General features: G+C 69.8%; 17 protein-coding genes. 14 read left to right on the top strand and 3 right to left on the bottom strand.

Annotated elements, in window-relative coordinates; all coding sequences use genetic code 11:
- The first annotated feature begins 33 nt into the window (after nucleotides 1-33).
- Nucleotides 34-1164, top strand: a complete 1131-nt coding sequence (locus ACWGKT_RS27185; protein ID WP_453275773.1) for an aromatic ring-hydroxylating oxygenase subunit alpha — start codon at nucleotides 34-36, stop codon at nucleotides 1162-1164.
- A gap of 12 nt (nucleotides 1165-1176) precedes the next feature.
- Here the strand turns inward: ACWGKT_RS27185 and ACWGKT_RS27180 are convergent, their stop codons facing one another.
- Nucleotides 1177-1974, bottom strand: coding sequence for an IclR family transcriptional regulator (locus ACWGKT_RS27180; RefSeq protein ID WP_356157546.1), 798 nt, complete (start codon nucleotides 1972-1974; stop codon nucleotides 1177-1179).
- 151 nt (nucleotides 1975-2125) lie between these two features.
- Here ACWGKT_RS27180 and betA point away from each other — a divergent pair, with 151 nt between their 5' ends.
- Both betA and ACWGKT_RS27170 read left to right on the top strand, forming a co-directional pair.
- The gene (betA, locus tag ACWGKT_RS27175; RefSeq protein ID WP_453275772.1) at nucleotides 2126-3796 is read left to right on the top strand and encodes a choline dehydrogenase; all 1671 of its coding nucleotides are present in this window, start codon (nucleotides 2126-2128) and stop codon (nucleotides 3794-3796) included.
- A 3-nt stretch (nucleotides 3797-3799) separates the two neighbouring features.
- Nucleotides 3800-4636: a 5,10-methylenetetrahydrofolate reductase gene (locus ACWGKT_RS27170; protein WP_453275771.1), complete on the top strand. Its 837-nt coding sequence runs from the start codon at nucleotides 3800-3802 to the stop codon at nucleotides 4634-4636.
- Nucleotides 4637-4694: 58 nt separating this feature from the next.
- Here the strand turns inward: ACWGKT_RS27170 and purU are convergent, their stop codons facing one another.
- Entirely contained in the window at nucleotides 4695-5576 is an 882-nt protein-coding gene (purU, locus tag ACWGKT_RS27165) for a formyltetrahydrofolate deformylase (RefSeq protein ID WP_453275770.1), read from the bottom strand.
- Between the two features lie 218 nt (nucleotides 5577-5794).
- On the opposite strand from purU, the gene ACWGKT_RS27160 reads away from it, so the two are divergent.
- From ACWGKT_RS27160 to ACWGKT_RS27115, 10 genes are all read left to right on the top strand, one after another.
- A complete protein-coding gene (locus ACWGKT_RS27160) occupies nucleotides 5795-7264 on the top strand; it encodes an aldehyde dehydrogenase family protein (protein ID WP_453275769.1) in 1470 nt (489 codons plus the stop codon).
- A 20-nt stretch (nucleotides 7265-7284) separates the two neighbouring features.
- Entirely contained in the window at nucleotides 7285-8373 is a 1089-nt protein-coding gene (locus tag ACWGKT_RS27155; protein ID WP_356157531.1) for a quaternary amine ABC transporter ATP-binding protein, read from the top strand.
- Complete coding sequence (locus tag ACWGKT_RS27150; protein WP_453275768.1) at nucleotides 8373-10373, top strand: ABC transporter permease; 2001 nt, start codon at nucleotides 8373-8375, stop codon at nucleotides 10371-10373. Before ACWGKT_RS27155 ends, ACWGKT_RS27150 begins: the two co-directional genes overlap by 1 nt.
- Nucleotides 10374-10385: 12 nt before the next feature.
- A complete protein-coding gene (locus tag ACWGKT_RS27145) occupies nucleotides 10386-11348 on the top strand; it encodes an ABC transporter substrate-binding protein (protein ID WP_356157525.1) in 963 nt (320 codons plus the stop codon).
- 218 nt (nucleotides 11349-11566) lie between these two features.
- On the top strand, nucleotides 11567-14005 hold the full coding sequence (locus ACWGKT_RS27140; RefSeq protein WP_453275767.1) for a GcvT family protein: 2439 nt from the start codon (nucleotides 11567-11569) through the stop codon (nucleotides 14003-14005).
- Nucleotides 14006-14027: 22 nt separating this feature from the next.
- Entirely contained in the window at nucleotides 14028-14888 is an 861-nt protein-coding gene (locus ACWGKT_RS27135; RefSeq protein WP_453275766.1) for a bifunctional methylenetetrahydrofolate dehydrogenase/methenyltetrahydrofolate cyclohydrolase, read from the top strand.
- Nucleotides 14885-16180 carry a serine hydroxymethyltransferase gene (gene glyA / locus ACWGKT_RS27130; protein WP_453275765.1) on the top strand — a complete coding sequence of 432 codons (1296 nt, stop codon included), beginning with the start codon at nucleotides 14885-14887 and terminating at the stop codon, nucleotides 16178-16180. The genes ACWGKT_RS27135 and glyA overlap by 4 nt, the downstream gene beginning before the upstream one ends.
- The gene (locus tag ACWGKT_RS27125) at nucleotides 16177-17409 is read left to right on the top strand and encodes a sarcosine oxidase subunit beta family protein (protein ID WP_356149866.1); all 1233 of its coding nucleotides are present in this window, start codon (nucleotides 16177-16179) and stop codon (nucleotides 17407-17409) included. Before glyA ends, ACWGKT_RS27125 begins: the two co-directional genes overlap by 4 nt.
- Nucleotides 17410-17420: 11 nt before the next feature.
- Nucleotides 17421-20654, top strand: a complete 3234-nt coding sequence (locus tag ACWGKT_RS27120; RefSeq protein ID WP_453275764.1) for a sarcosine oxidase subunit delta family protein — start codon at nucleotides 17421-17423, stop codon at nucleotides 20652-20654.
- Nucleotides 20647-21255, top strand: a complete 609-nt coding sequence (locus ACWGKT_RS27115) for a sarcosine oxidase subunit gamma (protein ID WP_453275763.1) — start codon at nucleotides 20647-20649, stop codon at nucleotides 21253-21255. Before ACWGKT_RS27120 ends, ACWGKT_RS27115 begins: the two co-directional genes overlap by 8 nt.
- A gap of 338 nt (nucleotides 21256-21593) precedes the next feature.
- On the opposite strand, the gene ACWGKT_RS27110 is transcribed toward ACWGKT_RS27115, so the two are convergent.
- Nucleotides 21594-22166, bottom strand: a complete 573-nt coding sequence (locus ACWGKT_RS27110) for an enoyl-CoA hydratase-related protein (RefSeq protein WP_453275762.1) — start codon at nucleotides 22164-22166, stop codon at nucleotides 21594-21596.
- 62 nt (nucleotides 22167-22228) lie between these two features.
- On the opposite strand from ACWGKT_RS27110, the gene ACWGKT_RS27105 reads away from it, so the two are divergent.
- Nucleotides 22229-23515, top strand: a complete 1287-nt coding sequence (locus tag ACWGKT_RS27105) for an LLM class flavin-dependent oxidoreductase (protein WP_453275761.1) — start codon at nucleotides 22229-22231, stop codon at nucleotides 23513-23515.
- The last annotated feature ends 380 nt before the right edge of the window (nucleotides 23516-23895 follow it).

Below are 23895 nucleotides of genomic sequence, written 5' to 3'. Positions count from 1 at the left end.
GACCCCTCCACGACGTTTCCCGAGGAGTGCACCGTGACCTCGACCAGCCTGCCGGACAGCCTGATCGCCACCCTCCCCGGCTCCTCCTACACGGATCCCGGGATCTTCGCCCAGGAGCAGGAGCGCATATTCGAGACCATGTGGTTCTGCGTCGCGCGCGCCTCCGAACTGGCGAAGCCCGGGGCCTTCCGCACCGTCGACGTGGGCCGCGAGAGCATCCTGGTCACGCGTGCCCGGGACAACTCCGTCCGCGCCTACTTCAACGTCTGCCGGCACCGCGGGGCCAAGCTCTGCACGGAGGAGAGCGGCGAGGTCAAGCGGGCCTTCCAGTGCCCGTACCACGCCTGGACGTACGACCTGAACGGCAAGCTGGTCGCCGCGCCCAACCTCACCAAGATGCCGGACGTCGGCCGCACCGAGTACGGTCTGGTGGGCGTGGCCACCCGCGAATGGCTCGGCTACGTCTGGGTCTGCCTCGCGGAGAACCCGCCCCCCTTCGAGGAGGACGTCGTCGGCGAGGTCGTGGGCCGCCTCGGCGACGTGGAATCGATCGAGCGCTACGACATCGACAACCTCTCGGTGGGCAAGCGGATCGTCTACGACGTCAAGGCGAACTGGAAGCTCATCATCGAGAACTTCATGGAGTGCTACCACTGCGCCACGATCCACCCCGAGCTCACCGAGGTGCTCCCCGAGTTCGCCGACGGCTATGCCGCCCAGTACTACGTCGGTCACGGCGCCGAGTTCGGTGAGGAGGTCCAGGGCTTCACCGTCGACGGTTCCGAGGGCCTGGACCGCATCCCCGGGGTGTCCGAGGACCAGGACCGCCGCTACTACGCGATCACCGTCAAGCCGCAGGTCTTCATCAACCTCGTCCCGGACCACGTGATCTTCCACCGGATGTACCCGGCGGCAGTCGACCGCACGATCGTCGAGTGCGACTGGCTCTACCTCCCGCACGTCGTCGACAGCGGCAAGGACGTCAGCCGGTCCGTGGAGCTCTTCGACCGGGTCAACCGCCAGGACTTCGACGCGTGCGAGCGCACCCAGCCCGGAATGAGCTCCCGCATGTACGCCAAGGGCGGCGTCCTCGTCCCCAGCGAGCACCACATCGGGGCCTTCCACGACTGGGTGAACGAGCGCCTGGGCGTCCGTCCGCAGTAGACGAGGCGTCGGTCAGCCCAGGTAGCCCATCCGGTGGCTGATCTCCTCCGCGCCCTTGAGCAGGATCGGGGAGAGCTCGTGCAGACGCTCCTCGGTGAAGCGGTACGAGGGCCCGGAGGCGCTGAGCGCCGCGATGACCTCGCCGTCCCGGTCGCGGATCGGCGCGGCCATCGCGTGCAGACCGATCTCCAGCTCCTCCACGGTCCACGCGTAGCCGCGCTCCCGGGCCTCGGCGAGGTTCTTCTCCAGCTTCGCCTTCGCGGTGATGGTGTGCGGGGTGACCTTCTTCAGGCCGGCCTCGGACAGCAGCGCGGCGCGCTCCTTGGTGGGCAGGTGCGCCAGCAGGACCTTGCCGCTGGACGTGGCGTGCAGTGGGGTCAGCTCCCCGACCCAGTTGTGCGCGGCGACGGCCGCCGGGCCGCGCACCTGGTAGAGATTGATCGCGTAGTGCTCCTGCAGGACGGCGATGTTGACGGTCTCGCCGATCTCCTCGGCGAGCCGCTCGCACACCGGGCGGCCCTGCTGGGTGATGTCGAGGCGTCCCGTGACGGCGCCGGCCAGGCGTACGATGCCGAAGCCGAGGCGGTACTTTCCGCGCTCGCCCGCCTGCTCCACCAGGCCGCGCGCCTCCAGGGCGCCGAGCAGCCGGAACGCGGTGGACTTGTGGACGTCGATCTCGGCGGCCACCTCGCTGACGCCGGCCTCGCCGCGCTGGGCCAGGATCTCGAGGACGCTGATGGCTCGGTCGACCGACTGTACGCCGCCGGCCTGCGAATTTGACGTTTCGGTGTCTTGGCTGTGGTTGCTCACAACGAAACTATACGCGTAGTAAACAACGCAGGTGCAAGTAACCGGGCTGAAATGAAGGCCTTGCAAGTTGCGTGGCTCGCAACCTGGTGCGTATAGCGCTACCGGTATTAGCATGCCTCGCGTATCTACGGCGCGAGCGAGACGAGGCACCATGGCTCCTCTGCAATACGACTTCGTCATCGTCGGCGGCGGTTCGGCCGGCAGTGCACTGGCGAACAGGCTCTCCGCAGATCCGGCGAACCGGGTGCTGGTCCTGGAGGCCGGCCGGTCCGACTACCCGTGGGACGTCTTCATCCACATGCCCGCGGCGCTGACCTATCCGATCGGCAGCCGCTTCTACGACTGGAAGTACGAGTCCGAGCCCGAGCCCCACATGGGCGGCCGGCGCGTCTACCACGCGCGCGGCAAGGTGCTGGGCGGCTCCAGCAGCATCAACGGCATGATCTTCCAGCGCGGCAACCCCATGGACTACGAGCGCTGGGCGGCCGATCCGGGCATGGAGAGCTGGGACTACGCGCACTGTCTGCCGTACTTCCGGCGGATGGAGAACTGTCTGGCCGCCGATCCGGACGACGAGTTCCGTGGTCATGACGGGCCCCTCGTGCTCGAACGCGGCCCGGCGACCAACCCGCTCTTCGGTGCCTTCCTGAAGGCCACCGAGGAGGCGGGCTACGCCCCCACGGACGACGTCAACGGCTACCGGCAGGAGGGTTTCGCCAAGTTCGACCGCAACGTCCACCGCGGACGCCGGCTCTCGGCCTCCAAGGCGTACCTCAAGCCCGCGAGGAAGCGGCCCAACCTCACGGTCAGGACCCGCGCCCTCGTCACCCGCGTCCTGTTCGAGGGCAAGCGCGCCGTCGGAGTCGAGTACCAGCGCGGCCGCGGCGAGCTCCAGCAGGTCCGCGCCAAGGAGGTCATTCTCTGCGGCGGGGCGATCAACTCCCCGCAGCTGCTGCAGCTCTCCGGCGTCGGCAACGCCGAGGAGCTGAGCGCCCTCGGCATCGACGTCGTCCACGACCTCCCGGGCGTCGGCGAGAACATGCAGGACCACCTGGAGGTGTACGTCCAGTACGCCTGCAAGCAGCCGGTGTCCATGCAGCCGTACATGGCGAAGTGGCGCGCCCCCTTCATCGGGCTGCAGTGGCTGTTCCGCAAGGGCCCGGCAGCCACCAACCACTTCGAGGCCGGTGGCTTCGCCCGCAGTAACGAGGATGTGGACTACCCCAACCTGATGTTCCACTTCCTGCCCGTCGCGGTCCGCTACGACGGCTCCTCGCCGGCCGGCGGCCACGGCTACCAGGTGCACGTCGGGCCCATGTACTCCGACGCCATCGGCTCGGTGAAGATCAAGAGCAGGGATCCGCGCGAGCACCCGGCGCTGCGCTTCAACTACCTCTCCACCGAGCAGGACCGCCGCGAATGGGTGGAGGCGATCCGCGTCGCCCGCAAGCTCCTCGACCAGCCCGCACTCGCCCCCTACAACGCCGGGGAGGTCTCGCCCGGTCCCGAGGTGGAGACGGACGAGGAGATCCTCGCCTGGGTCGCGAAGGAGGGCGAGACCGCCCTGCACCCGTCCTGCACCTGCAAGATGGGGACCGACGAGATGGCCGTCGTCGATCCGACCAGCATGCGCGTGCACGGGCTGGAGGGCCTGCGCGTGGTGGACGCCTCCGTCATGCCCTATGTCACCAACGGCAACATCTACGCACCGGTGATGATGATCGCCGAGAAGGCCGCCGACCTGATCCTGGGCAAGGAGCCGCAGGCGCCGTCGAAGGCCGCGTACTACCGCCACCGTGACGCCCAGAAGCAGGCCGGGTAGACCTTGGGTGCCGTAGGGCTCCGGCCGCTGCTGGACAGCGTCCGCTACGAGGTGCTGCCCGCGCGGGCGACCGAGGACAAGGTCCTCGCCCATGTCCCGCGCGACGTCGTCGTCACCGTGACGGCCTCGCCGGTGAAGGGTCTGGAGCCGACCCTCGATCTGGCCGGCCGGCTCGCGGCGCACGGCTACCGCGTCGTCCCGCACGTGCCCGCGCGGCTGCTGCGGGACGACGCGCACCTGAAGGAGGTCGTCGACCGGCTCCGTGCGGCGGGCGTGGACGACGTCTTCGTCCCGGCGGGCGACGCCGACCCGCAGGCCGGGGCCTACGACGGCGCCCTGCCGGTGCTGCGCCGGCTGACCGAGCTGGGCCGGCCCTTCACCCACGTCGGGGTCACCGGCTATCCCGAGAGCCATCCGCTCATCCACGACGACATCACCATCCAGGCCATGTGGGACAAGCGCGAGCACGCCACGTACATCGTGAGCAACCTCTGCTTCGACCCGCGCGTACTGGGGGAGTGGGTCGCTCGGATCCGGCGCCGGGACGTCACTCTGCCCGTCCACCTGGGCGTCGCGGGGCCCGTGCAGCGGGCGAAGCTGCTGGCGATGGCGACGAAGATCGGTGTGGGGGAGTCGACGCGCTTCCTGACGAAGCACGCCTCGTGGTTCCTGCGGTTCGCGGCGCCCGGGGGGTACTCACCGGACCGGCTGCTGGGGCGCTGCGGGGAGGTCCTCACCGCGCCCTCGGCGGGAGTGGCGGGGCTGCACCTGTTCACCTTCAACCAGATCGCCGAGACCGAGCGATGGCGCCGCGCGCTGCTGGACCGACTGGGGGGCTGACGGCCGTATACGACCGCGGGCGGGCTGGAGATCCAGCCCGCCCGCCCAGTCGTGTCGCTCAGCGGAAGACCACCGTGCGGTTGCCGTCCACCATGACGCGGCTCTCGCTGTGCCACTTCACCGCGTGTGCGAGTACCTGCGCCTCCACGTCCCGGCCGACCGTGACCAGCTCCCCGGGGTCGAGCGAGTGGTCCACCCGGACCACGTCCTGCTCGATGATCTGCCCTTCGTCCAGGTCGGGCGTCACGTAGTGCGCCGTCGCGCCGACGAGCTTCACCCCGCGGTCGTAGGCCTGCTCGTAGGGGCGTGCGCCCTTGAAACTGGGAAGGAAGGAGTGGTGGATGTTGATGGCGCGGCCTTCGAGCTGCTTGCACAGGTCGTCGGAGAGGATCTGCATGTAGCGGGCGAGCACCACCAGGTCGACGCCAAGCTCGCGCGTCAGCTCCAGCAGCCGTGCCTCGGCCTCGGCCTTGGTGTCCTTGGTGACCGGGATGTGGTGGAAGGGAATGCCGTAGGTTTCCGCCAGTCCCTCGAAGTCCCGGTGGTTGGAGACGATCGCGGGGATCTCGATGTTGAGGGAACCCGTGTGCCGGCGGAAGAGCAGGTCGTTCAGGCAGTGGCCGTACTTCGAGACCATGATCAGTGTCCGGGTCGGGGTGGCGGCGTCCCGCAGGGTCCAGGAGATGCGATAGGCCTCCGCCACGGGGCCGAACCGGTAACGCAGGTTTTTCAGATCGACGGTGGGGTCGGAAACGTCGAAGTGGACCCTCATGAAGAAACGGCCCTGGAGCCGATCGTCGAACTGCTGGCTCTCCTGGATGTTTCCGGAGTTCCGGACGAGGAAGCCGCTCACGGCGTGGACCAGTCCCGCGCTGTCGGGACACGAGAGGGTGAGGACGTACTCACGGCCAGGTCGCGGTCGGGGGAAGTTAGGGGACACGTCGGCCTCCGTCGGTGCGTATTGCACAACTAGGTGAGCGATACGCAACATGGTCGGCGCGGCGCACGCTTCCGGTCAAGGGCGGCCGGGCAAGTGCTCACATGGCGAAATCGTCATCGGCCAACCTCTTGACGTATGTCTACACATTCGCGAGTGTGTTCCACCACAAGCAATTGGGTGCACGATGCGCAACGCATTTCAGCTGAAGGGCTTGGCGCGTGGCAGACCTGTATGTGGATGGAGAATGGCGGCATCCGGTGGCCGGAGACCTCCGGGAAATCCGCTGTCCCGCCGACGGCACGCTCTCCGCGACCGTATCGGAGGGGACACGTCCCGATGCCGAGGCGGCGATCGCCGCGGCCCGCCGCGCCTTCGACGAGGGCCCCTGGCCACGCACCCCCGAACGCGAGCGTGGCGCGCTGCTGCTGCGTACCGCCGACATCGTCGAGCGCGACGCCAAGGAGTTCGCCCGCGCCGAGTCGCTGGACACCGGCAAGCGGCTGGTGGAGAGCGAGTACGACATCGCCGACGTCGTCTCCTGCTTCCGTTACTACGGCGGACTCGCCGGCACGGACGCCGGCCGCGTGATCGACACCGGCCGCGACGAAGCCGTCAGCCGCGTCGTGTACGAGCCGATCGGCGTGTGCGGTCTGATCACCCCCTGGAACTACCCGCTGCTCCAGGCGTCCTGGAAGGTCGCGCCCGCCCTGCTCGCGGGCAACACGATCGTCCTCAAGCCCAGTGAGCTCACCCCCTCCACCTCGATCCTGCTGATGAAGGCACTTCAGGAGGCCGGGCTCCCGGCCGGCGCCGCCAACCTCGTCCTCGGCACCGGGCCCGAGGTGGGCGCACCGCTCTCCGAGGACCCGGCCGTCGACATGGTCTCCTTCACGGGTGGCCTGGAGACCGGCAAGCGGATCATGGCCACCGCCGCCGCGACGGTGAAGAAGGTGGCGCTGGAGCTCGGCGGCAAGAACCCGAACGTCGTGTTCGCGGACGCCGACTTCGAGACGGCCGTGGACTTCGCGCTCACGGCCGTCTTCCTGCACTCGGGGCAGGTCTGCTCGGCGGGTGCCCGGCTGATCGTCGAGGACTCGCTGCACGACCGGTTCGTCGACGAGGTCGTCCGCCGCGCGCGGCAGATCCGTCTGGGCGGCCCCTTCGACTCCGGGGCCGAGACCGGAGCGTTGATCTCCGCCCAGCACCTGGAGAAGGTCGAGGCGTACGTCGCCGCGGGCCTCGCCGAGGGCGCCGTGCTGCGCTGCGGCGGCGAACGGCCCGGCGACCCCGACCTCGCGAACGGCCACTACTACCCGCCGACCGTCCTCGACGAATGCCGCCAGGACATGCGCGTGGTGTACGAGGAGTCCTTCGGACCCGTGCTCACCGTGGAGCGCTTCACCGACGAGGACGACGCCGTACGCATCGCCAACGACACCGAGTACGGACTCGCCGGGGCCGTGTGGACGCAGGACGCCGGAAAGGCCCAGCGAGTCGCCCGGCGGCTGCGGCACGGCACGGTGTGGATCAACGACTACCACCCCTATGTGCCGCAGGCGGAATGGGGTGGCTTCGGGCACTCGGGCGTGGGCCGGGAGCTGGGACCGACCGGCCTGGACGAGTACCGAGAGCCCAAGCACATCTGGCAGAACATCCAACCCCGGCCGCAGCACTGGTTCCGCGGCTGAACGCCGAAAAGAGGTCGATCGTGACCCCCACACAGACCGAGGTGCCGCAGCGGCGCGGCACACCCCAGGACTCGGACGGCTCTCCGGTCATTTCCGTGCGCAATCTGTGGAAGGTGTTCGGGCCGAAGGCCGACCGGGTACCGGGATCGCAGGAGCTGTGTGGCCTGACCCGCCGCGAGCTCATGGACCGCACCGGATGCACCGCCGCCGTACGTGACGTGAGCTTCGACGTCGCGCCGGGCGAGGTCTTCGTCGTCATGGGGCTGTCCGGCTCCGGCAAGTCCACGCTGGTGCGATGTCTGACCCGGCTGATCGAACCCACTGCCGGGGAGGTCGTCTTCGAGGGCCAGGACATCCGCGAGGTCGACGACAAGCGCCTGCGCGACCTGCGCCGCAGCAAGTTCTCCATGGTCTTCCAGCACTTCGGGCTGCTGCCGCACCGCCGGGTGGTGGACAATGTGGCCTTCGGCCTGGAGATCCGCGGGATGGGCAAGGCCGAACGCACCAAGCGGGCCCTGGAGGTCGTCGAACTGGTCGGCCTCGCCGGATACGAGAACTCCTACCCCGACCAGCTCTCCGGCGGTATGCAGCAGCGCGTCGGTCTCGCCCGCGCGCTGGCCGGTGACCCGGACGTGCTCTTCTTCGACGAGCCGTTCTCGGCGCTGGACCCGCTGATCCGCCGCGACATGCAGAACGAGGTCATCCGGCTGCACCACGAGGTCGGCAAGACGATGGTGTTCATCACCCACGACCTCTCCGAGGCGCTCAAGCTGGGCGACCGCATCCTGATCATGCGCGACGGCAAGACGGTCCAGTGCGGCACCGGCGACGAACTGGTCGGCGCCCCCGCCGACGACTACGTACGCGAGTTCGTCAAGGACGTGCCGCGCGGCGACGTCCTCACCCTGCGGTGGATCATGCGCCCGCCGGAGGACGGCGACGCCCTGGACGGCCCCGAGTTGGGCCCGGACGTCGTGGTGCGGGAAGCCACCCGGGCCGTCCTCGCGGCCGAGAAGCCGGTCAAGGTCGTCGAGGACGGCAAGCTGCTCGGCATCGTCGGTGACGAGGAGATCCTCGCGGTGGTCGCCGGACAGGAAGGCGACATGTGATGACCGTCGCCATGGAGAAACCGGAGCAGACACAGACGGCGGAGCCGATCGCTCCCGCAGTCCGCGGGCGCAGGATCAGCCGGGCCATGGCGCTGGCCGTGATCCTGGTCCTGTGGCTGGTGCTCTTCGCCGTGCTGCGCGGAAAGCAGACCCTGTCCCTGGCGGCGGCGGACCTCACCGGTCTGCACCGCTGGCTCAACGACGTCAACGATTCCATCGGTGCCGACCGCAACTCCAACCCGCTCTTCCTCTACTTCTTCAACGAGATCCGGCTGGTCATCGACAACCTGGTGACCTTCATCCAGGACCTGATCTCCCAGCCGTCCGATACCCGCCCGGTCCCGCAGATCGGCTGGCTCGGAGTCGTCGGCCTCACCGGATACGTCTCCTGGGCGGCGGGCAACTGGCGGGTGGCGCTGCTGGCCGTGGCCGGCTTCACCTTCTTCGGGCTGCAGGGCCTGTGGCAGGAGAGCATGGACACCCTGGCCCTCACCCTCTCCGCGGTCGTCGTGGCGCTGCTGTTCGCCGTCCCGCTGGGCGTGTGGGCGGGACTGTCCGACCGGGTCAACCGGATCATGACGCCCGTCCTGGACTTCATGCAGACGATGCCGACCTTCGTCTACCTGGCGCCGCTGACGCTGTTCTTCCTCATCGGCGGTGCCTCGGCCGTGATCGCCACCGTCATCTACGCGGCCCCGCCGGCGATTCGCATCACCGCGCACGCCATCCGTTCCGTGCCCGAGACGACGGTGGAGGCGGCCGACTCACTGGGCGCGACGCGCCGCCAGTCGTTGCTCAAGGTCCTGCTGCCGATGTCCAAGCGGACCGTGGTGATGGGCGTCAACCAGACCATCATGGCCGCCCTGGCGATGGTGACGATCGCGGCCCTGATCGACGCGCCCGGCCTCGGCAAGACCGTGTTGCAGGCCCTGCAGTCGCTCGACGTCGGTACGGCCTTCAACGCGGGCCTGGCCATCGTGGTCATGGCCATCGTCCTGGACCGGGTCACGACCGCGGCGAGCGCCCGCGAGGAGACGGCCCGGCGTTCGAGGAACCGTTTCCTGAAGTGGCGCCGGCCGCTGCTGGGAGCGGGGGCGGCGGTCACGGCGGTACTGATCTACATGTCGCACACCTATGTGTGGGCCGCGGAGTTCCCCGGCGACGGCGGCATGGGCAGCTCCATCGCCGGCGGGGCCGACGACGTGACCACCTGGCTGCAGGACCATCTGTCCGGCCTCACGAACGCCTTCCGCGACACGATCACCAACGGCCTGCTCAACCCCTTCCAGTCGCTGCTCACCGACTCCCCGTGGTGGCTCGTGGGCGCGGTCCTGATCGGACTCGGCGTGGTGCTCGGCGGCCGGCGCGCCGGGATCACCACGGTCGTGTGCTTGGGCCTGCTTCTGGGCACGGGTCTGTGGTCGGACGCCATGACGACGCTGGCGTCGACCGTCGTCGCGACCGTGCTCGTGATGGTGCTCGGTGTCGTCTTCGGGGTGTGGATGGGGCGCAGCATGCTCGTGGACCGGGTACTGCGGCCCAGCCTGGACGCGGCACAGGTCATGCCGCCGTTCGTCTATCTCGTGCCGTTCCTCGCCCTGTTCGGCGCGACCCGCTTCACCGCCATCGTCGCGGCGATCGTCTACGCGGCGCCGGTCGCCATGAAGATCATCGCGGACGGGGTACGGGCCGTGCCCGAGACCACCGTCGAGGCGGCCACCTCCGCCGGGTGCAACACCTGGCAGATCATCACCAAGGTTCAACTGCCGATGTCACGCAGTGCCCTGACGCTCGCGACCAACCAGGGCCTGATCTACGTGCTGTCGATGGTTGTTGTGGGCGGCCTGGTAGGCGCGGGCGCCCTCGGCTACGACGTCGTGGCCGGATTCTCGCAGGGAGAGCTGTACGGCAAGGGGCTGGCGGCGGGACTCGCCATCGTACTGCTCGGAGTCATGTTCGACCGGATCACTCAGGCAGCGGCGCGACGCGCGAGCGCTTAAGGAGCACGAACCATGGCAAGACACTGGCGAGCCGGCGCGGCCGGCCTGGCCGTCCTCGGCCTCACCCTCACCGCGTGCGGCGGGGCGAAGGTCGGCGACAGCTCCTCCTCCGGCTCCAAGAGCTCCGGCAAGTGCGGCACGTTCAACCTTGCCGTCAACCCGTGGGTGGGCTATGAGGCGGACGCGGCGGTCGTCGCGTACGTCGCGCAGCACAACCTCGGCTGTACGGTCAACAAGAAGGACCTCAAGGAGGAGATCGCCTGGCAGGGCTTCGGCACCGGGGAGGTCGACGCCGTCCTGGAGAACTGGGGCCACGATGATCTGAAGAAGAAGTACATCACCGGGCAGAAGACCGCCGTCGAGGCCGGCCAGACCGGCAACAAGGGCCTCATCGGCTGGTACGTGCCGCCGTGGCTGGCGAAGGCGCACCCGGACATCACCGACTGGAAGAACCTCGACAAGTACGCGTCCAACTTCAAGACCTCCGAGTCGGGCGGCAAGGGTCAGCTCCTCGACGGCGACCCGTCGTACGTCACCAATGACGCGGCACTGGTGAAGAACCTGAAGCTGGACTTCAAGGTGGTGTACGCGGGCAGCGAGACCGCGCTCATCCAGGCCTTCAGGAAGGCCGAGAAGAACAAGGAATGGGTGCTCGGCTACTTCTACGAGCCGCAGTGGTTCATGTCCGAGGTGCCCCTGGTCAAGGTCAAGCTGCCCGCGTACAAGACGGGTTGCGACGCGGATGCGGCCAAGGTCGCCTGCGACTATCCCGTCTACGACCTCGACAAGATCGTCAGTGCCAAGTTCGCCAAGTCGGGCAGCCCCGCCTATGACCTGGTGAAGAACTTCAACTGGACCAACGACGACCAGAACACCGTGGCCAAGTACATCGCGGTGGACAAGATGACGCCCGACGCGGCGGCCAAGAAGTGGGTCGAGGCCAACAAGGACAAGGTGGACGCCTGGGTGAAGTAGCCCGGGGCCGAAGGGCGGTCGAACATGCCCGGCGGGCGGTGCGCATCCGTGTGCATCGCCCGTCGGGCATTGCCGTGTTCAGGGGTGCGTTGCGGCCTGTCCTCCGACGTCACGGACCCCTTGACACCCTCTCCCCGGGGCGGGCACATTGAGTTGCGCAACCTGAAGCATGTTGCGCAGGCAGCAACTGAACCGGTTTTGAAATCGGAGGTGCGGCGATGGCGGGACCCCGAGTGGTCATCATCGGAGCGGGCGTCGTGGGAGCAGCGCTCGCCGACGAGATCTCCGCGCGAGGCTGGACCGAAGTGACCGTGGTCGACCAGGGCCCGCTCCCCGCGACCGGGGGCTCCACCTCACATGCTCCCGGCCTGGTCTTCCAGACGAACTCCTCCAAGACCATGACCGAACTGGCCCGCTACACCGTCGAGAAGTTCTGCTCCCTCGACATCGACGGCCGGCCCTGTTTCCTCCAGGTCGGCGGCCTTGAGGTGGCCACCACCCCCGAGCGTCTGACCGAACTCCGGCGCCGCCACGGCTGGATCACCGCCTGGGGCATCGAGGCCCGGCTGCTGAGCCCCGAGGAATGCGTCGCACAGCACCCCCTGGTCAACCGGGACAGGGTCCTGGGCGGCCTCCTGGTCCCCACGGACGGCCTCGCCAAGGCCGTCGTCGCCGTCGAGGCCCAGATCCGCCGGGCCACCGAACGCGGCGTGCGCTTCCTGGATCGCCACGAGGTCCTCGACGTGCTGCAGGCCGACGGCGAGGTGACCGGTGTCCGCACCGACCAGGGCGAGATCCCCGCCGACATCGTCGTGTGCTGCGCCGGCATCTGGGGCCCGAAGATCGCCCGCATGGCCGGACTGAACCTCCCGCTCACCCCGCTCGCCCACCAGCTCGCCTGGACCGGCCCGGTCCCCGCGCTGGCAGGCCAGACCGAGGAGGCGGTGCGCCCGATCCTGCGCCACCAGGACGGCGACCTCTACTACCGCGACCGCTTCGACACCCTGGGCATCGGCTACTACGGCCACCGCCCGATGCCCGTCTCCGCCGACGACATCCTCTCCGTGGACGAGGCCGAGGCGATGCCGTCGGTCCTGAAGTTCACCGAGGACGACTTCGCGGACGCCTGGACCGAGACCCAGTCCCTGCTCCCCGCGACGAAGGACGCCAAGATCGAGGAGGGCATCAACGGCCTGTTCTCCTTCACCACCGACAACTTCCCGCTGCTCGGTGAGTCCCCGGCGGTCAAGGGCTTCTGGGTCGCCGAGGCCGTCTGGGTCACCCACTCCGCGGGCGTCGGGCGGGCCATGGCCGAATGGCTCGTCGACGGCTACTGCTCGTCCTTCGACCTGCACGAGTGCGACCTCAACCGCTTCGAGCCGCACCAGCTGACCCCGGAGTACGTCCTCGCCCGCGACTGCCAGAACTTCGTCGAGGTCTACGACATCCTCCACCCCCTCCAGCCGTCCGGGAAGCCGCGTCCGATCCGCACCAGCCCCTTCTACGCCCGCCAGCAGGAGCGGGGCGCCTACTTCCTGGAGGCGAACGGCTGGGAGCGCCCGCAGTGGTACGAGGCCAACGCCGGCCTCGTCGAGGGCCGCTCCATCCCGACCCCCAACGACTGGGCCGCGCAGTACTGGTCACCCATCGTCGGCGCCGAGGCACAGGCCACCCGCGAGACCGTCGCGATGTACGACATGACGGCCCTGAAGCGCCTGGAGGTCGTCGGCCCCGGTGCCGCCGCCTTCCTGGAGCGCCTGTGCACCGGCAAGGTCGCCAAGTCCGTCGGTTCGGTGACGTACACCCTCCTCCTCGACCACGACGGCGGCATCCGCAGCGACGTCACCGTGGCCCGACTGGCCCGCGACCTCTTCCAGGTCGGTGCCAACGGCAACCTCGACCTCGACTGGTTCAGCCGCCACCTCCCCGCCGACGGCACGGTCCATGTCCGTGACATCACCCCGGGCACCTGCTGCATCGGCCTGTGGGGACCGCTCGCCCGCAAGGTGCTGCAACCCCTCACCGACGAGGACTTCTCGAACGACGGCCTCAAGTACTTCCGCGCCAAGCGCGCCCACATCGGCAGCGTCCCGGTGACGGCGATGCGCCTGTCGTACGTGGGTGAACTCGGCTGGGAGCTGTACACGACGGCCGACCTGGGCCAGAAGCTGTGGGACACCCTGTGGCAGGCGGCCGAGCCGCTGGGCGGCATCGTCGCCGGCCGCGGCGCCTTCAACAGCCTGCGCCTGGAAAAGGGCTACCGCTCCTTCGGCACCGACATGACCTACGAGCACGACCCCTACGAGGCCGGCGTCGGCTTCGCCGTCAAGCTCGACAAGGACGACTTCGTCGGCAAGGCGGCGCTGGAGCGGCGCAAGGCAGACGTACGGCGCCGCCTCACCTGCCTCACCGTCGACGACCCGCAGGCCGTCGTCATGGGCAAGGAACCGGTGTACGACGGCGACCGCGCCGTCGGGTACGTCACCAGCGCCGCCTACGGCTACACGATCGGCAAGGGCATCGCCTACGCATGGCTGCCCACGGAACTCACCACCCCCGGCACCACCGTGCACATCGGCTACTTCGACCAGCGCGTCGAGGCCGTCGTCGCCGAGGAGCCCCTGTTCGACCCGACCATGTCCCGTCTTCGTGGCTAGCAGTGGGGAAGAGGTACCGCCGGTGACCGCACGACTGCTCGACGGCAAGGCGACCGCCGCCCGGATCCGTGGCGAACTTGCCGAGCGCGTCGCCAAGTTGACCGCGACCGGCGGCCGCCCGCCGGGACTCGGCACCGTCCTGATCGGCGACGACCCGGGCAGCCACGCCTACGTCGCGGGCAAGCACCGCGACTGCGCGCAGGTGGGCATCGCCTCCCTCCGCCGCGAACTGCCCGCCGACGCCGGCCAACGGCAGGTCGAGGACGTCATCGACGAACTCAACGCCGACCCGGCCTGCACCGGCTACATCGTCCAGCTCCCGCTGCCGCGCCACCTGGACGCCAACGCCGTACTGGAACGCATGGACCCGACCAAGGACGCCGACGGCCTGCACCCCGTCAACCTCGGCCGGCTCGTCCTCGGCGTCGAGGCCCCGCTGCCCTGCACCCCGCGCGGCATCGTCGAACTGCTGCGCCGCCACGAGGTGCCGCTCGCGGGAGCGCGTGTGTGCGTGATCGGACGCGGCATCACCGTGGGACGGCCCATCGGGCTCCTCCTCACCCGCAGGTCCGAGAACGCCACCGTCACCCTGTGCCACACCGGAACCAAGGGCCTGGCCTGGCACGTGCGCGAGGCGGACATCGTCATCGCCGCCGCCGGCTCACCCGGCCTGATCACCAAGAACATGCTGCGCCCCGGAGCCGCGGTCCTGGACGTCGGCATCACCCGCACCGAGCACGGGCTGGTCGGCGACGTGCACCCGGAGGCCGACACGGTCGCCGGATGGCTGGCGCCGATGCCCGGGGGAGTGGGCCCCATGACCCGAGCCATGCTGCTCGCCAATGTCGTCGAGGCCGCCGAGAGGAACGCGAACGCCGTATGAACGCGCTGAACACCCCCCTGGTGGACCTGGACCCCGAGGTCCACGCCGCCCTCCGAGCCGAACTGCACCGCCAGCAGTCCACCCTCGAAATGATCGCCTCCGAGAACTTCGCGCCCGCCGCGGTGATGGAGGCCCAGGGCTCGGTCCTGACCAACAAGTACGCCGAAGGCTACCCCGGCCGTCGCTACTACGGCGGCTGCGAGCACGTCGACGTCACCGAGCGGCTCGCCATCGAGCGGATCAAGTCCCTCTTCGGCGCGGGCTTCGCCAACGTCCAGCCGCACTCCGGCGCCCAGGCGAACACCGCGGTCTTCTTCGCGCTGCTCCAGCCCGGCGACACCATCCTCGGCCTCGACCTCGCGCACGGCGGGCACCTCACCCACGGCATGCGCATCAACTACAGCGGCAAGATGCTCAACGTCGTGCCCTACCACGTGTCCGAGGCGGACAACCTCGTCGATCTCGACGAGGTGGAGCGGCTCGCCAAGGAACACCGCCCCAAGATGATCATCGCGGGCTGGTCGGCATACCCGAGGCAACTGGACTTCGCGGCCTTCCGCCGGATCGCCGACGAGGTGGGCGCCCTCCTCATGGTCGACATGGCCCACTTCGCGGGCCTCGTCGCCGCCGGACTGCACCCCAACCCTGTACCACACGCCCACGTCACCACCACGACGACCCACAAGACGCTCGGCGGCCCGCGTGGCGGGGTCATCCTCACCAACGAGGCCGACCTCGCCAAGAAGATCAACTCCGCGGTCTTCCCCGGCATGCAGGGCGGCCCGCTGGAGCACGTCATCGCCGCGAAGGCCGTCTCCTTCAAGGTCGCCGCCTCGCCCGAGTTCGCCGAGCGCCAGGCCCGTACCCTCGCAGGCGCCCGCATCCTCGCCGAACGCCTCACCCGCCCGGACGCGGCCGCCGCCGGGGTGAAGGTGCTGACCGGCGGTACGGACGTCCATCTGGTCCTGGTGGACCTGCGCGACTCCGAACTGGACGGCAGGCAGGCCGAGGACCTGCTCCACGAGATCGGCATCACCGTCAACCGCAACGCCGTACCCTTCGACCCGCGCCCGCCCATGGTCACCTCTGGCCTGCGTATCGGCACCCCGGCGCTGGCCACCCGAGGATTCACCGACGAGGACTTCGCCGAGGTCGCCGATGTGATCGCGCTGGCACTCCTGTCCGAGCCCGACATCACCGCCCTGCGCGCCCGCACCGAGGCACTGGCCGCGAAGCACCCGCTCTACCCGCACCTCTCAGGTCCTACAGGTTCTTCAGGAGACGTCCGATGAGCCCCCGAACCCCCGGCGCCGACCTTCCCGAACACCCGGACTGGCTGTGGCGCACGCCCGAGCCGAAGCGGTCCTACGACGTGATCGTCGTCGGCGGTGGCGGACACGGCCTGGCCACCGCCCACTACCTGGCGAAGAACCACGGCATCACCAAGGTCGCCGTGCTGGAGAAGGGGTGGCTGGCGGGCGGCAACATGGCCCGCAACACCACGATCATCCGCTCCAACTACCTGTGGGACGAGAGTGCCGGCATCTACGAGCACGCGCTCAAACTGTGGGAGGGGCTGGCCGAGGAGCTCGACTACCCGATCCTCTTCTCCCAGCGCGGGGTGCTCAACCTCGCCCACAGCCTGCAGGACGTCCGCGACAGCGTGCGCCGCGTCGAGGCGAACCGCCTGAACGGCGTGGACGCGCAATGGCTCGACGCCGAGCAGGTCAGAGAGGTCTGCCCGATCGTCAACATCTCCCCCGACGTGCGCTATCCGGTCATGGGCGGCACCTACCAGCCGCGGGCCGGCATCGCCAAGCACGACCACGTCGCCTGGGGCCTGGCCCGCTCGGCGGACGCCGCAGGCATCGACATCATCCAGAACTGCGAGGTCACGGGCCTGGACGTGGTCGGCGGCCGGGTGGTCGGAGTCCAGACCACACTGGGCCCGATCGCCGCGGGCAAGGTGGCGCTCTGCTCGGCCGGCCACACCTCGGTGCTGGCCGCGATGGCGGGCATCGAACTCCCGCTGCAGAGCCACCCGTTGCAGGCGCTGGTCTCCGAACTCCTGGAACCCGTACACCCGACGGTCGTCATGTCCAACGCGGTGCACGTGTACGTCAGCCAGGCACACAAGGGCGAGCTGGTGATGGGCGCGGGCATCGACGCGTACAACTCCTACACCCAGCGCGGCGCCTTCCACATCATCGAAGAGCAGATGTCGGCCGCCCTGGAACTCTTCCCGGTCTTCGCGCGTGCCCACGTACTGCGCACCTGGGGCGGCATCGTCGACGTCAGCCCCGACGCCTCGCCCATCGTCGGACTCACCCCGGTCGACAACCTCTACCTCAACTGTGGCTGGGGCACGGGCGGGTTCAAGGCCACCCCGGGCGTCGGCTGGGTGTACGCCCACACCATCGCCCACGACACCCCTCACCCTCTCAACGCCCCCTTCTCGCTCGACCGTTTCACCACCGGCGCGCTCGTCGACGAGCACGGCGCGGCCGCGGTGGCCCACTAGGGAGCCGAACCATGCTGCTCATCCCCTGCCCGTGGTGCGGGCCCCGCGACGAGGCCGAGTTCCACTACGGCGGCCAGGCACACGTGCCGTATCCCGAGGACCCGGCGGCCCTGACCGACGAGGAGTGGGCCCGCTATCTCTTCTTCCGCGACAACCCCAAGGGCCCCTTCGCCGAGCGCTGGAGCCACGCGGCAGGCTGCCGCCGCTGGTTCAACGCGGTGCGGGACACGGCGACGAACGAGATACTCGCCGTGTACCGGGCGGGGGAGCAGCGTCCGGCCGCTGCTGAGCCCCGAACGCTGCGATCAGCCCGTCCGATATTTGCGGACGTGGCCCCCGAAGAGCCGCAAGCGGGTCATGGAGCGGAGCCCCCGGCGGGGGTCCAGGGAGCGGACCCCCTGGTTTCGGGAGAGGGCGGGGTGGAGGAGAACCAGCCGTTCCGCCTGCCCACCCGCGGCCGCATCCACCGCGACGCGCCCCTGACCTTCACCTTCGACGGCACCGAATACCAGGGCTACCGAGGCGACACCCTCGCCTCCGCCCTCCTCGCCAACGGCGTCATCCAGGCCGGCACCAGCACCAAGCTCGGCCGTCCCCGCGGGATCTTCTCCGCCGGAGTCGAGGAACCCAACGCCGTCGTCCAGATCGAGGCCCCCTTCCCCGAGCCGATGCTCCCCGCGACGACCGTCGAACTGTACGACGGCCTGGTCGCGACCAGCCTCCCCGGCCAGGGCCGCCTCGCCACCGCCCCGGACCCGGCCCGCTACGACGCCGTACACGCCCACTGCGACCTGCTGGTGGTCGGCGCCGGACCGGCCGGCCTCGCCGCGGCGGCAGCCGCCGCCCGCAGCGGAGCACGCGTCATCCTCGCCGACGACCAGCCGGAGCCGGGCGGCAGCCTCCTGGGTACGGCCGAACACCTCGACTGGGTGGACGAGGTCGCCGGACTGCTCGACACCGCCCCCGACGTCCGCGTACTGCGCCGCACCTCCGTCTTCGGCCACTACGACGACAACCACCTCCTCGCCGTCGAGCGCCGCACCAACCACCTCGGCGCCCAGGCCCCGGACAACGTCTCGCGCGAACGGGTCTGGCGCATCCGGGCCCGCCGCGTCGTCCTGGCCACGGGCGCCCACGAACGCTCGCTCGCCTTCGCGGACAACGACCGCCCCGGTGTGATGCTGGCCGCCTCGGCCCGCGCCTACGCCAACCGTCACGGTGTCCTGCCCGGCCGCCACGCCGTCGTCTTCACGACCAACGACAGCGCCTACGCGGCGGCGCTGGACCTCACCGCGGCGGGCCTGGACATCACGGCGATCGTCGACACCCGCGGCGAGCCGGGGGAGTGGGCGGAGCGTGCCCGGGCGGCCGGCATCGAGGTGCTGGCGGGGCACGCGGTCACCGGCACGGAGGGCGCCCCGCGACTCAACGCCGTGACCGTCGCCCCGTACGGACAGTCCACGGGGCAGCGGGAGTTCAGCGCCGACCTGCTGCTGGTCTCCGGCGGCTGGAACCCGGTGGCGCACCTGTTCAGTCAGGCGGGCGGCAAGCTGCGCTACGACGAGGCCCTCGGCTCCTTCGTCCCCGACGCCTGCCGCCAGGCGGTCGAGGTCGTGGGCAGCGCCGACGGTGTCCTCGACCTGGCCCGCGCCCTCGCGCAGGGCGCAGCAGCCGGCAGGCGGGCGATCGAGGCCGAGGGCTACACCTGCGAGACGCCCCGCCTTCCGCAGGTGGCCGCGCAGCCGCAGACGCCGGCCATGCAGGTCTTCACCGTTCCCGGCCGGGACGGCGCCCCGCGCTTCGTCGACCTCCAACGCGACGTCACCGTGGACGACTTGGCCCGGGCAACCGGTGCCGGTATGCGCTCGGTCGAGCACACCAAGCGCTACACCACGGCCGGCACGGCCAACGACCAGGGCAAGACCTCCGGCGTCCTGGCCAGTGGCGTGGTCGCCGAACTGCTCGGGGTGGACGTCTCGGCGCTCGGCACGACCACGTTCCGGCCGCCGTACACACCCGTCTCCTTCGCCACGCTCGCTGGCCGCGACCGCGGGGCGCTGCACGACCCGGTCCGCACGACGGCCCTGCACGAGTGGCACGTCGCGCACGGCGCCCTGTTCGAGAACGTCGGCCAGTGGAAGCGGCCCTGGTACTACCCGCAGAACGGTGAGGACATGGAAGCGGCCGTGCTGCGCGAATGCGCCGCCGCCCGCGAGGGCGTCGCGTTCATGGACGCCTCCACCCTCGGCAAGATCGACGTGCAGGGCCCGGACGCCGCTGTCTTCCTCGACCGGCTCTACACCAACATGATGAGCACCCTGAAGGTCGGCATGATCCGCTACGGCGTGATGTGCCGCCTGGACGGCATGGTCTTCGACGACGGCACGGTCATCCGGCTCGCCCCGGACCGCTTCCTGGTCACCACGACCACGGGCAACGCGGCCGCCGTACTGGACTGGATGGAGGAGTGGCTGCAGACGGAGTGGCCGGAACTGAGGGTCCACTGCACGTCCGTGACCGAGCAGTGGGCCACCGTCGCCCTGGTCGGCCCCCGCTCCCGCGAGGTCCTCGGCGCACTGGCACCCCAACTGGTCGTGGAGAACGCCGACTTCCCGTTCATGGCATGGCGGGAGACGACCGTCGCGGGCATCGCCGCCAGAGTCTGCCGCATCAGCTTCTCCGGCGAACTGGCCTACGAGATCAACGTGTCGCCGTGGGAGGCCCGCGCCCTCTGGGAGGCGCTGTACGAGGCCGGTGCCCAGTACGGCATCACCCCCTACGGCACGGAGACGATGCACGTCCTGCGGGCGGAGAAGGGCTATCCGATCATCGGCCAGGACACCGACGGCACGGTCACACCCCAGGACCTCGGCATGAGCTGGGCGGTGTCCAAGAAGAAGCCCGACTTCATCGGCAAGCGCTCCTACGCCCGCGCCGACACCGTCCGCCCCGACCGCAAGCACCTCGTCGGCCTGCTCCCCGAGGACCCGGCCGCCTTCCTCCCCGAGGGCACCCACTTGGTCGCCGACAGCGAGCTGCCCGCCCCGCCCGTCCCGATGCTCGGCCACGTCACCTCCAGCTACCGCAGCGCGGCTCTCGGCCGGACGTTCGCGCTCGCCCTGATCAAGGGCGGCCGCGACCGCATCGGCGAACGCCTCTACGCCCCCGTGGGCGACCGCCTGCTCCCGGTGACCGTCGCAAGCCCCGTCCTCTACGACCCCGAGGGAGCCCGCCGCGATGGCTGACACCGCCCTGACCGCACAGCACCGCAGCCCCCTGGCGGCCGCGACCGACCGCCTGGCCGCCGCGACGCGCTCCTGCGCGGGCGCGGTCCGGCTGGCCGAACTCCCCTTCCTGGCCCAGGTCAACGTCCGCCTGGACGCCAAGGGGGCGGCAGCGGACGCCGTCGGACTCGCGTTGGACCTCGCCCTGCCCCTCGAACCCAACACCGTTGTACGGGCAGGGGGGGTGACCGCGCTGTGGCTCGGCCCGGACGAATGGCTGCTGGTGGGCCGGCCCGGGAGCCAGCGGGACCTGGAGAGCCGGATCCGGTCGGCCGCCGCGGACGAACCGGTGTCCGTCACCGACGTTTCGGCCCAGCGCACCACACTCCTCGTCTCGGGCCCCCGCGCCCGCGACCTGCTGGCCCACGGCTGCCCACTGGATCTGCACCCGCGCGTCTTCGGCCCCGGACGCTGCGCCCAGACCACCCTGGGCCGTGCCCAGGCCGTACTGGTCTCCCGTGACGAACCCAGGGCCGGATTCTGGGTACTGGTCCGCTCGTCCTTCGCGGGCTACCTGGCGGACTGGTTGCTGGACGCGGCGACGGAATACGCGTGGTCGTAGGCCGCCGCGCCGGTTCCCGGGCCGTCTTCGAACGACGGCACGCGAAGGATCGCGGCCCCCGAGCGATCGACAGCGCAGAGGCGATCGTCCCCAGCACCAGGTCTTGGCCAGGTCGGGCTGCCGCCGGCTGGGCTCTCCTGGACCGACGCCCGCGACCGCTGCCGCGCCGTCCACATCCCTGACGAGCGGGCCGCCATGGGACGGCCTCAGCACAGAGTCGTACCGCCTGCCCGCGTCCGGACGAGAATGCACCTCGCCGTGTCTGGGCGGCTTTCGGCAAGGTGACGTGGAAGGCCCGGCCGTTTGGCTTGCCGCTGCGGTGCGGGAGCGGCGCCGGATCAGGTCGTCCAGGTCGGTGGGCGCTTCTCGCCGAACGCGCGGATGCCCTCGGCCGCGGAGTCCGTACGGAACACGGGTTCGGTGAGGGGGTCTTGGACGGTGAACGCCGTGTGGTCGTCGAGGCCGTGGGTGGCTTCGACGACCTGGCGGGTGATGCGGACCGCCTGCGGGGAGTTCACGCGGATTCGTCCGGCGAGGGTGATGGCGCCTTCGAGGGCTTTGCCTTCGCCGGTGAGCTGGTTGACGAGCCCGTGCCGGGCGGCGTCCGCGGCTGGGATGGGGGAGGCGGTCAGGAGCAGTTCCATGGCCAGGTGGTGGGGGAGGCGGCGGGGAAGGCGGATGGCTCCGCCTTCGGAAGCGATGAGGCCGCGAGCGACTTCGGGCAGTGCGAAGAACGCGGTGTCGGCGGCGGTGATGAGGTCGCAGGCGAGGACGAGTTCGAGGCCGCCGGGCACCGCCGCGCCTTCGACGGCGGCGATGAGCGGCTTGTTTCGGCGGGCGCGGGTGAGCCCGGCCAGTCCTCGGTCGGCGACCCTGGGTACTCCTTCGGTGGGAAAGGCTTTGAGGTCCATGCCGGAGCAGAAGTGGCCGCCCGCCCCGGTAAGGACGCCGGCTCCACCTCAACGCCTTCCTCATGGAGGCGGGTCACCATGAAGCGGCGTGGCGGCTTCCCGACAGCAACCCACGGGCCGACTTCGACCTCCAGCACTGGATCGAGCTGGCCCGGCTCGCCGAGAGCGCCAAGTTCGACTCGTTGTTCCTCGCGGACGGCCCGGCCCTCATCGGCACCGGCGAGTTCCGGCCGCCGGGCCAGCTCGAACCGCTGACGCTGTTGACCGCGCTGTCCCAGGCGACCAGCAGGATCGGCCTCATCGCGACCGTGTCGTCGACGTACAACGAGCCGTACAACCTCGCTCGTCGGCTCGCGTCCGTCGACCACGTCAGCGGGGGCCGCGCAGGCTGGAACATCGTCACCTCGGCAGGGGCCGACGAGGCGGCCAACTTCGGCCTCGATGACCGACCCGGCCACGCCGAACGCTATGCCCGGGCCGACGAGTTCCTGAAGGTGGCCAAGGCGCTGTGGGACAGTTGGGAGTCCGAGGCCGTCGTCGCCGACAAGACCACAGGGCATTACGCTGACCCCGGGCGGCTGCACGGACTGGGCCACCGTGGTAAGTACTTCAAGGTGGCCGGGCCGCTCAACGTCGAGCGTCCCCCGCAGGGCTACCCACTGCTCGTGCAGGCAGGTTCCTCCGACGACGGCAAGGACTTCGCGGCCCGTCACGCCGAGGCGATCTTCACCGCCCACACGACGTACGAGCGTGCGGCCGTCTTCTACGCGGACATCAAGGCGCGGACCAGCGCCGCGGGGCGTGACCCGGACGGTGTGATCGTCCTGCCGGAAATCGTCCCGTACATCGGGTCGGCCGAGGCCGAAGCCCGTGCGTTGGCTGAGCAGTTCGACGACCTCGGCATCCCGGAGTACGGGCTGCGCCAGCTGGCCGCGGTCTTCGAGACCGAACCGTCGATCTTCGAACTCAACGCGTTCTTGCCGGACTTCATCCTGGCGCGGCCGAAGCTGGAAGGCTCGCAGAGCCGCTCCGACCTGATCATCGAGGTCGCGGTGCGCGAGAAGCTCACGGTGCGGCAGATCATCTCCCGACTCGGGGGCGGACGCGGTCACTTCGAGTTCGCCGGCACACCCGAGCAGGTCGCGGACACGATCATCACCTGGTTCGAGGGCGGCGCCGCGGACGGCTTCAACATCATGGCGCCCGCCCTGCCATCGGGTCTTGCGACCTTCGTCGAGCAGGTGCTCCCCATCCTGCGTGGCAAGGGCCTGTTCCGCGAGGAATACGAGGGCACGACGCTGCGCGAGCACTACGGGCTCCCGGTACCGGCGAACCAGTTCCACGACTGACCCGCACACTTTTCTCACCGCGTCCTGGGGTGGCGGAGCACCACTGACGCTGCTCGTCCCCGGGGCGACGTAGGTGGATTCGTCGGGCGCGGCGATCGCGGGAGGAGCGGACCGGTGGCGCACCTGGCCACTTCTCGGCGAGCCGGCAGGCTGACCAGGGGGTGACCGTGTACCGCCGGACCGTGGACAAGCCTTGCCCGGCGGTGCCGACGCGATCACTTGCGCGAGCCCGCCAGAACGTAACGGCCGAACACATCCGAATTGCACCGTCTTCCGGACTGTGTGCTACGGCAACATGTCGACCTCATGGCGCCGCCAGGCAAGACATGGTGCCGCAGCAAAGAACGGAACAGGCTGGCGTGTACGTCTCCACGCCTCTC

The sequence above is a fragment of the Streptomyces sp. NPDC054794 genome, from assembly GCF_053611585.1.
This window is presented reverse-complemented; position numbering and strand designations above follow the sequence as displayed.

Coding starts and splice junctions, on each gene's coding strand:
- ACWGKT_RS27145 (WP_356157525.1), top strand. CDS start 10,386: ATGGCAAGACACTGGCGAGCCGGCGCGGCCGGCCTGGCCGTCCTCGGC.
- ACWGKT_RS27110 (WP_453275762.1), bottom strand. CDS start 22,166: ATGGACCTCAAAGCCTTTCCCACCGAAGGAGTACCCAGGGTCGCCGAC.
- ACWGKT_RS27140 (WP_453275767.1), top strand. CDS start 11,567: ATGGCGGGACCCCGAGTGGTCATCATCGGAGCGGGCGTCGTGGGAGCA.
- ACWGKT_RS27120 (WP_453275764.1), top strand. CDS start 17,421: ATGCTGCTCATCCCCTGCCCGTGGTGCGGGCCCCGCGACGAGGCCGAG.
- ACWGKT_RS27115 (WP_453275763.1), top strand. CDS start 20,647: ATGGCTGACACCGCCCTGACCGCACAGCACCGCAGCCCCCTGGCGGCC.
- glyA (WP_453275765.1), top strand. CDS start 14,885: ATGAACGCGCTGAACACCCCCCTGGTGGACCTGGACCCCGAGGTCCAC.
- ACWGKT_RS27125 (WP_356149866.1), top strand. CDS start 16,177: ATGAGCCCCCGAACCCCCGGCGCCGACCTTCCCGAACACCCGGACTGG.
- betA (WP_453275772.1), top strand. CDS start 2,126: ATGGCTCCTCTGCAATACGACTTCGTCATCGTCGGCGGCGGTTCGGCC.
- ACWGKT_RS27150 (WP_453275768.1), top strand. CDS start 8,373: ATGACCGTCGCCATGGAGAAACCGGAGCAGACACAGACGGCGGAGCCG.
- ACWGKT_RS27105 (WP_453275761.1), top strand. CDS start 22,229: ATGGAGGCGGGTCACCATGAAGCGGCGTGGCGGCTTCCCGACAGCAAC.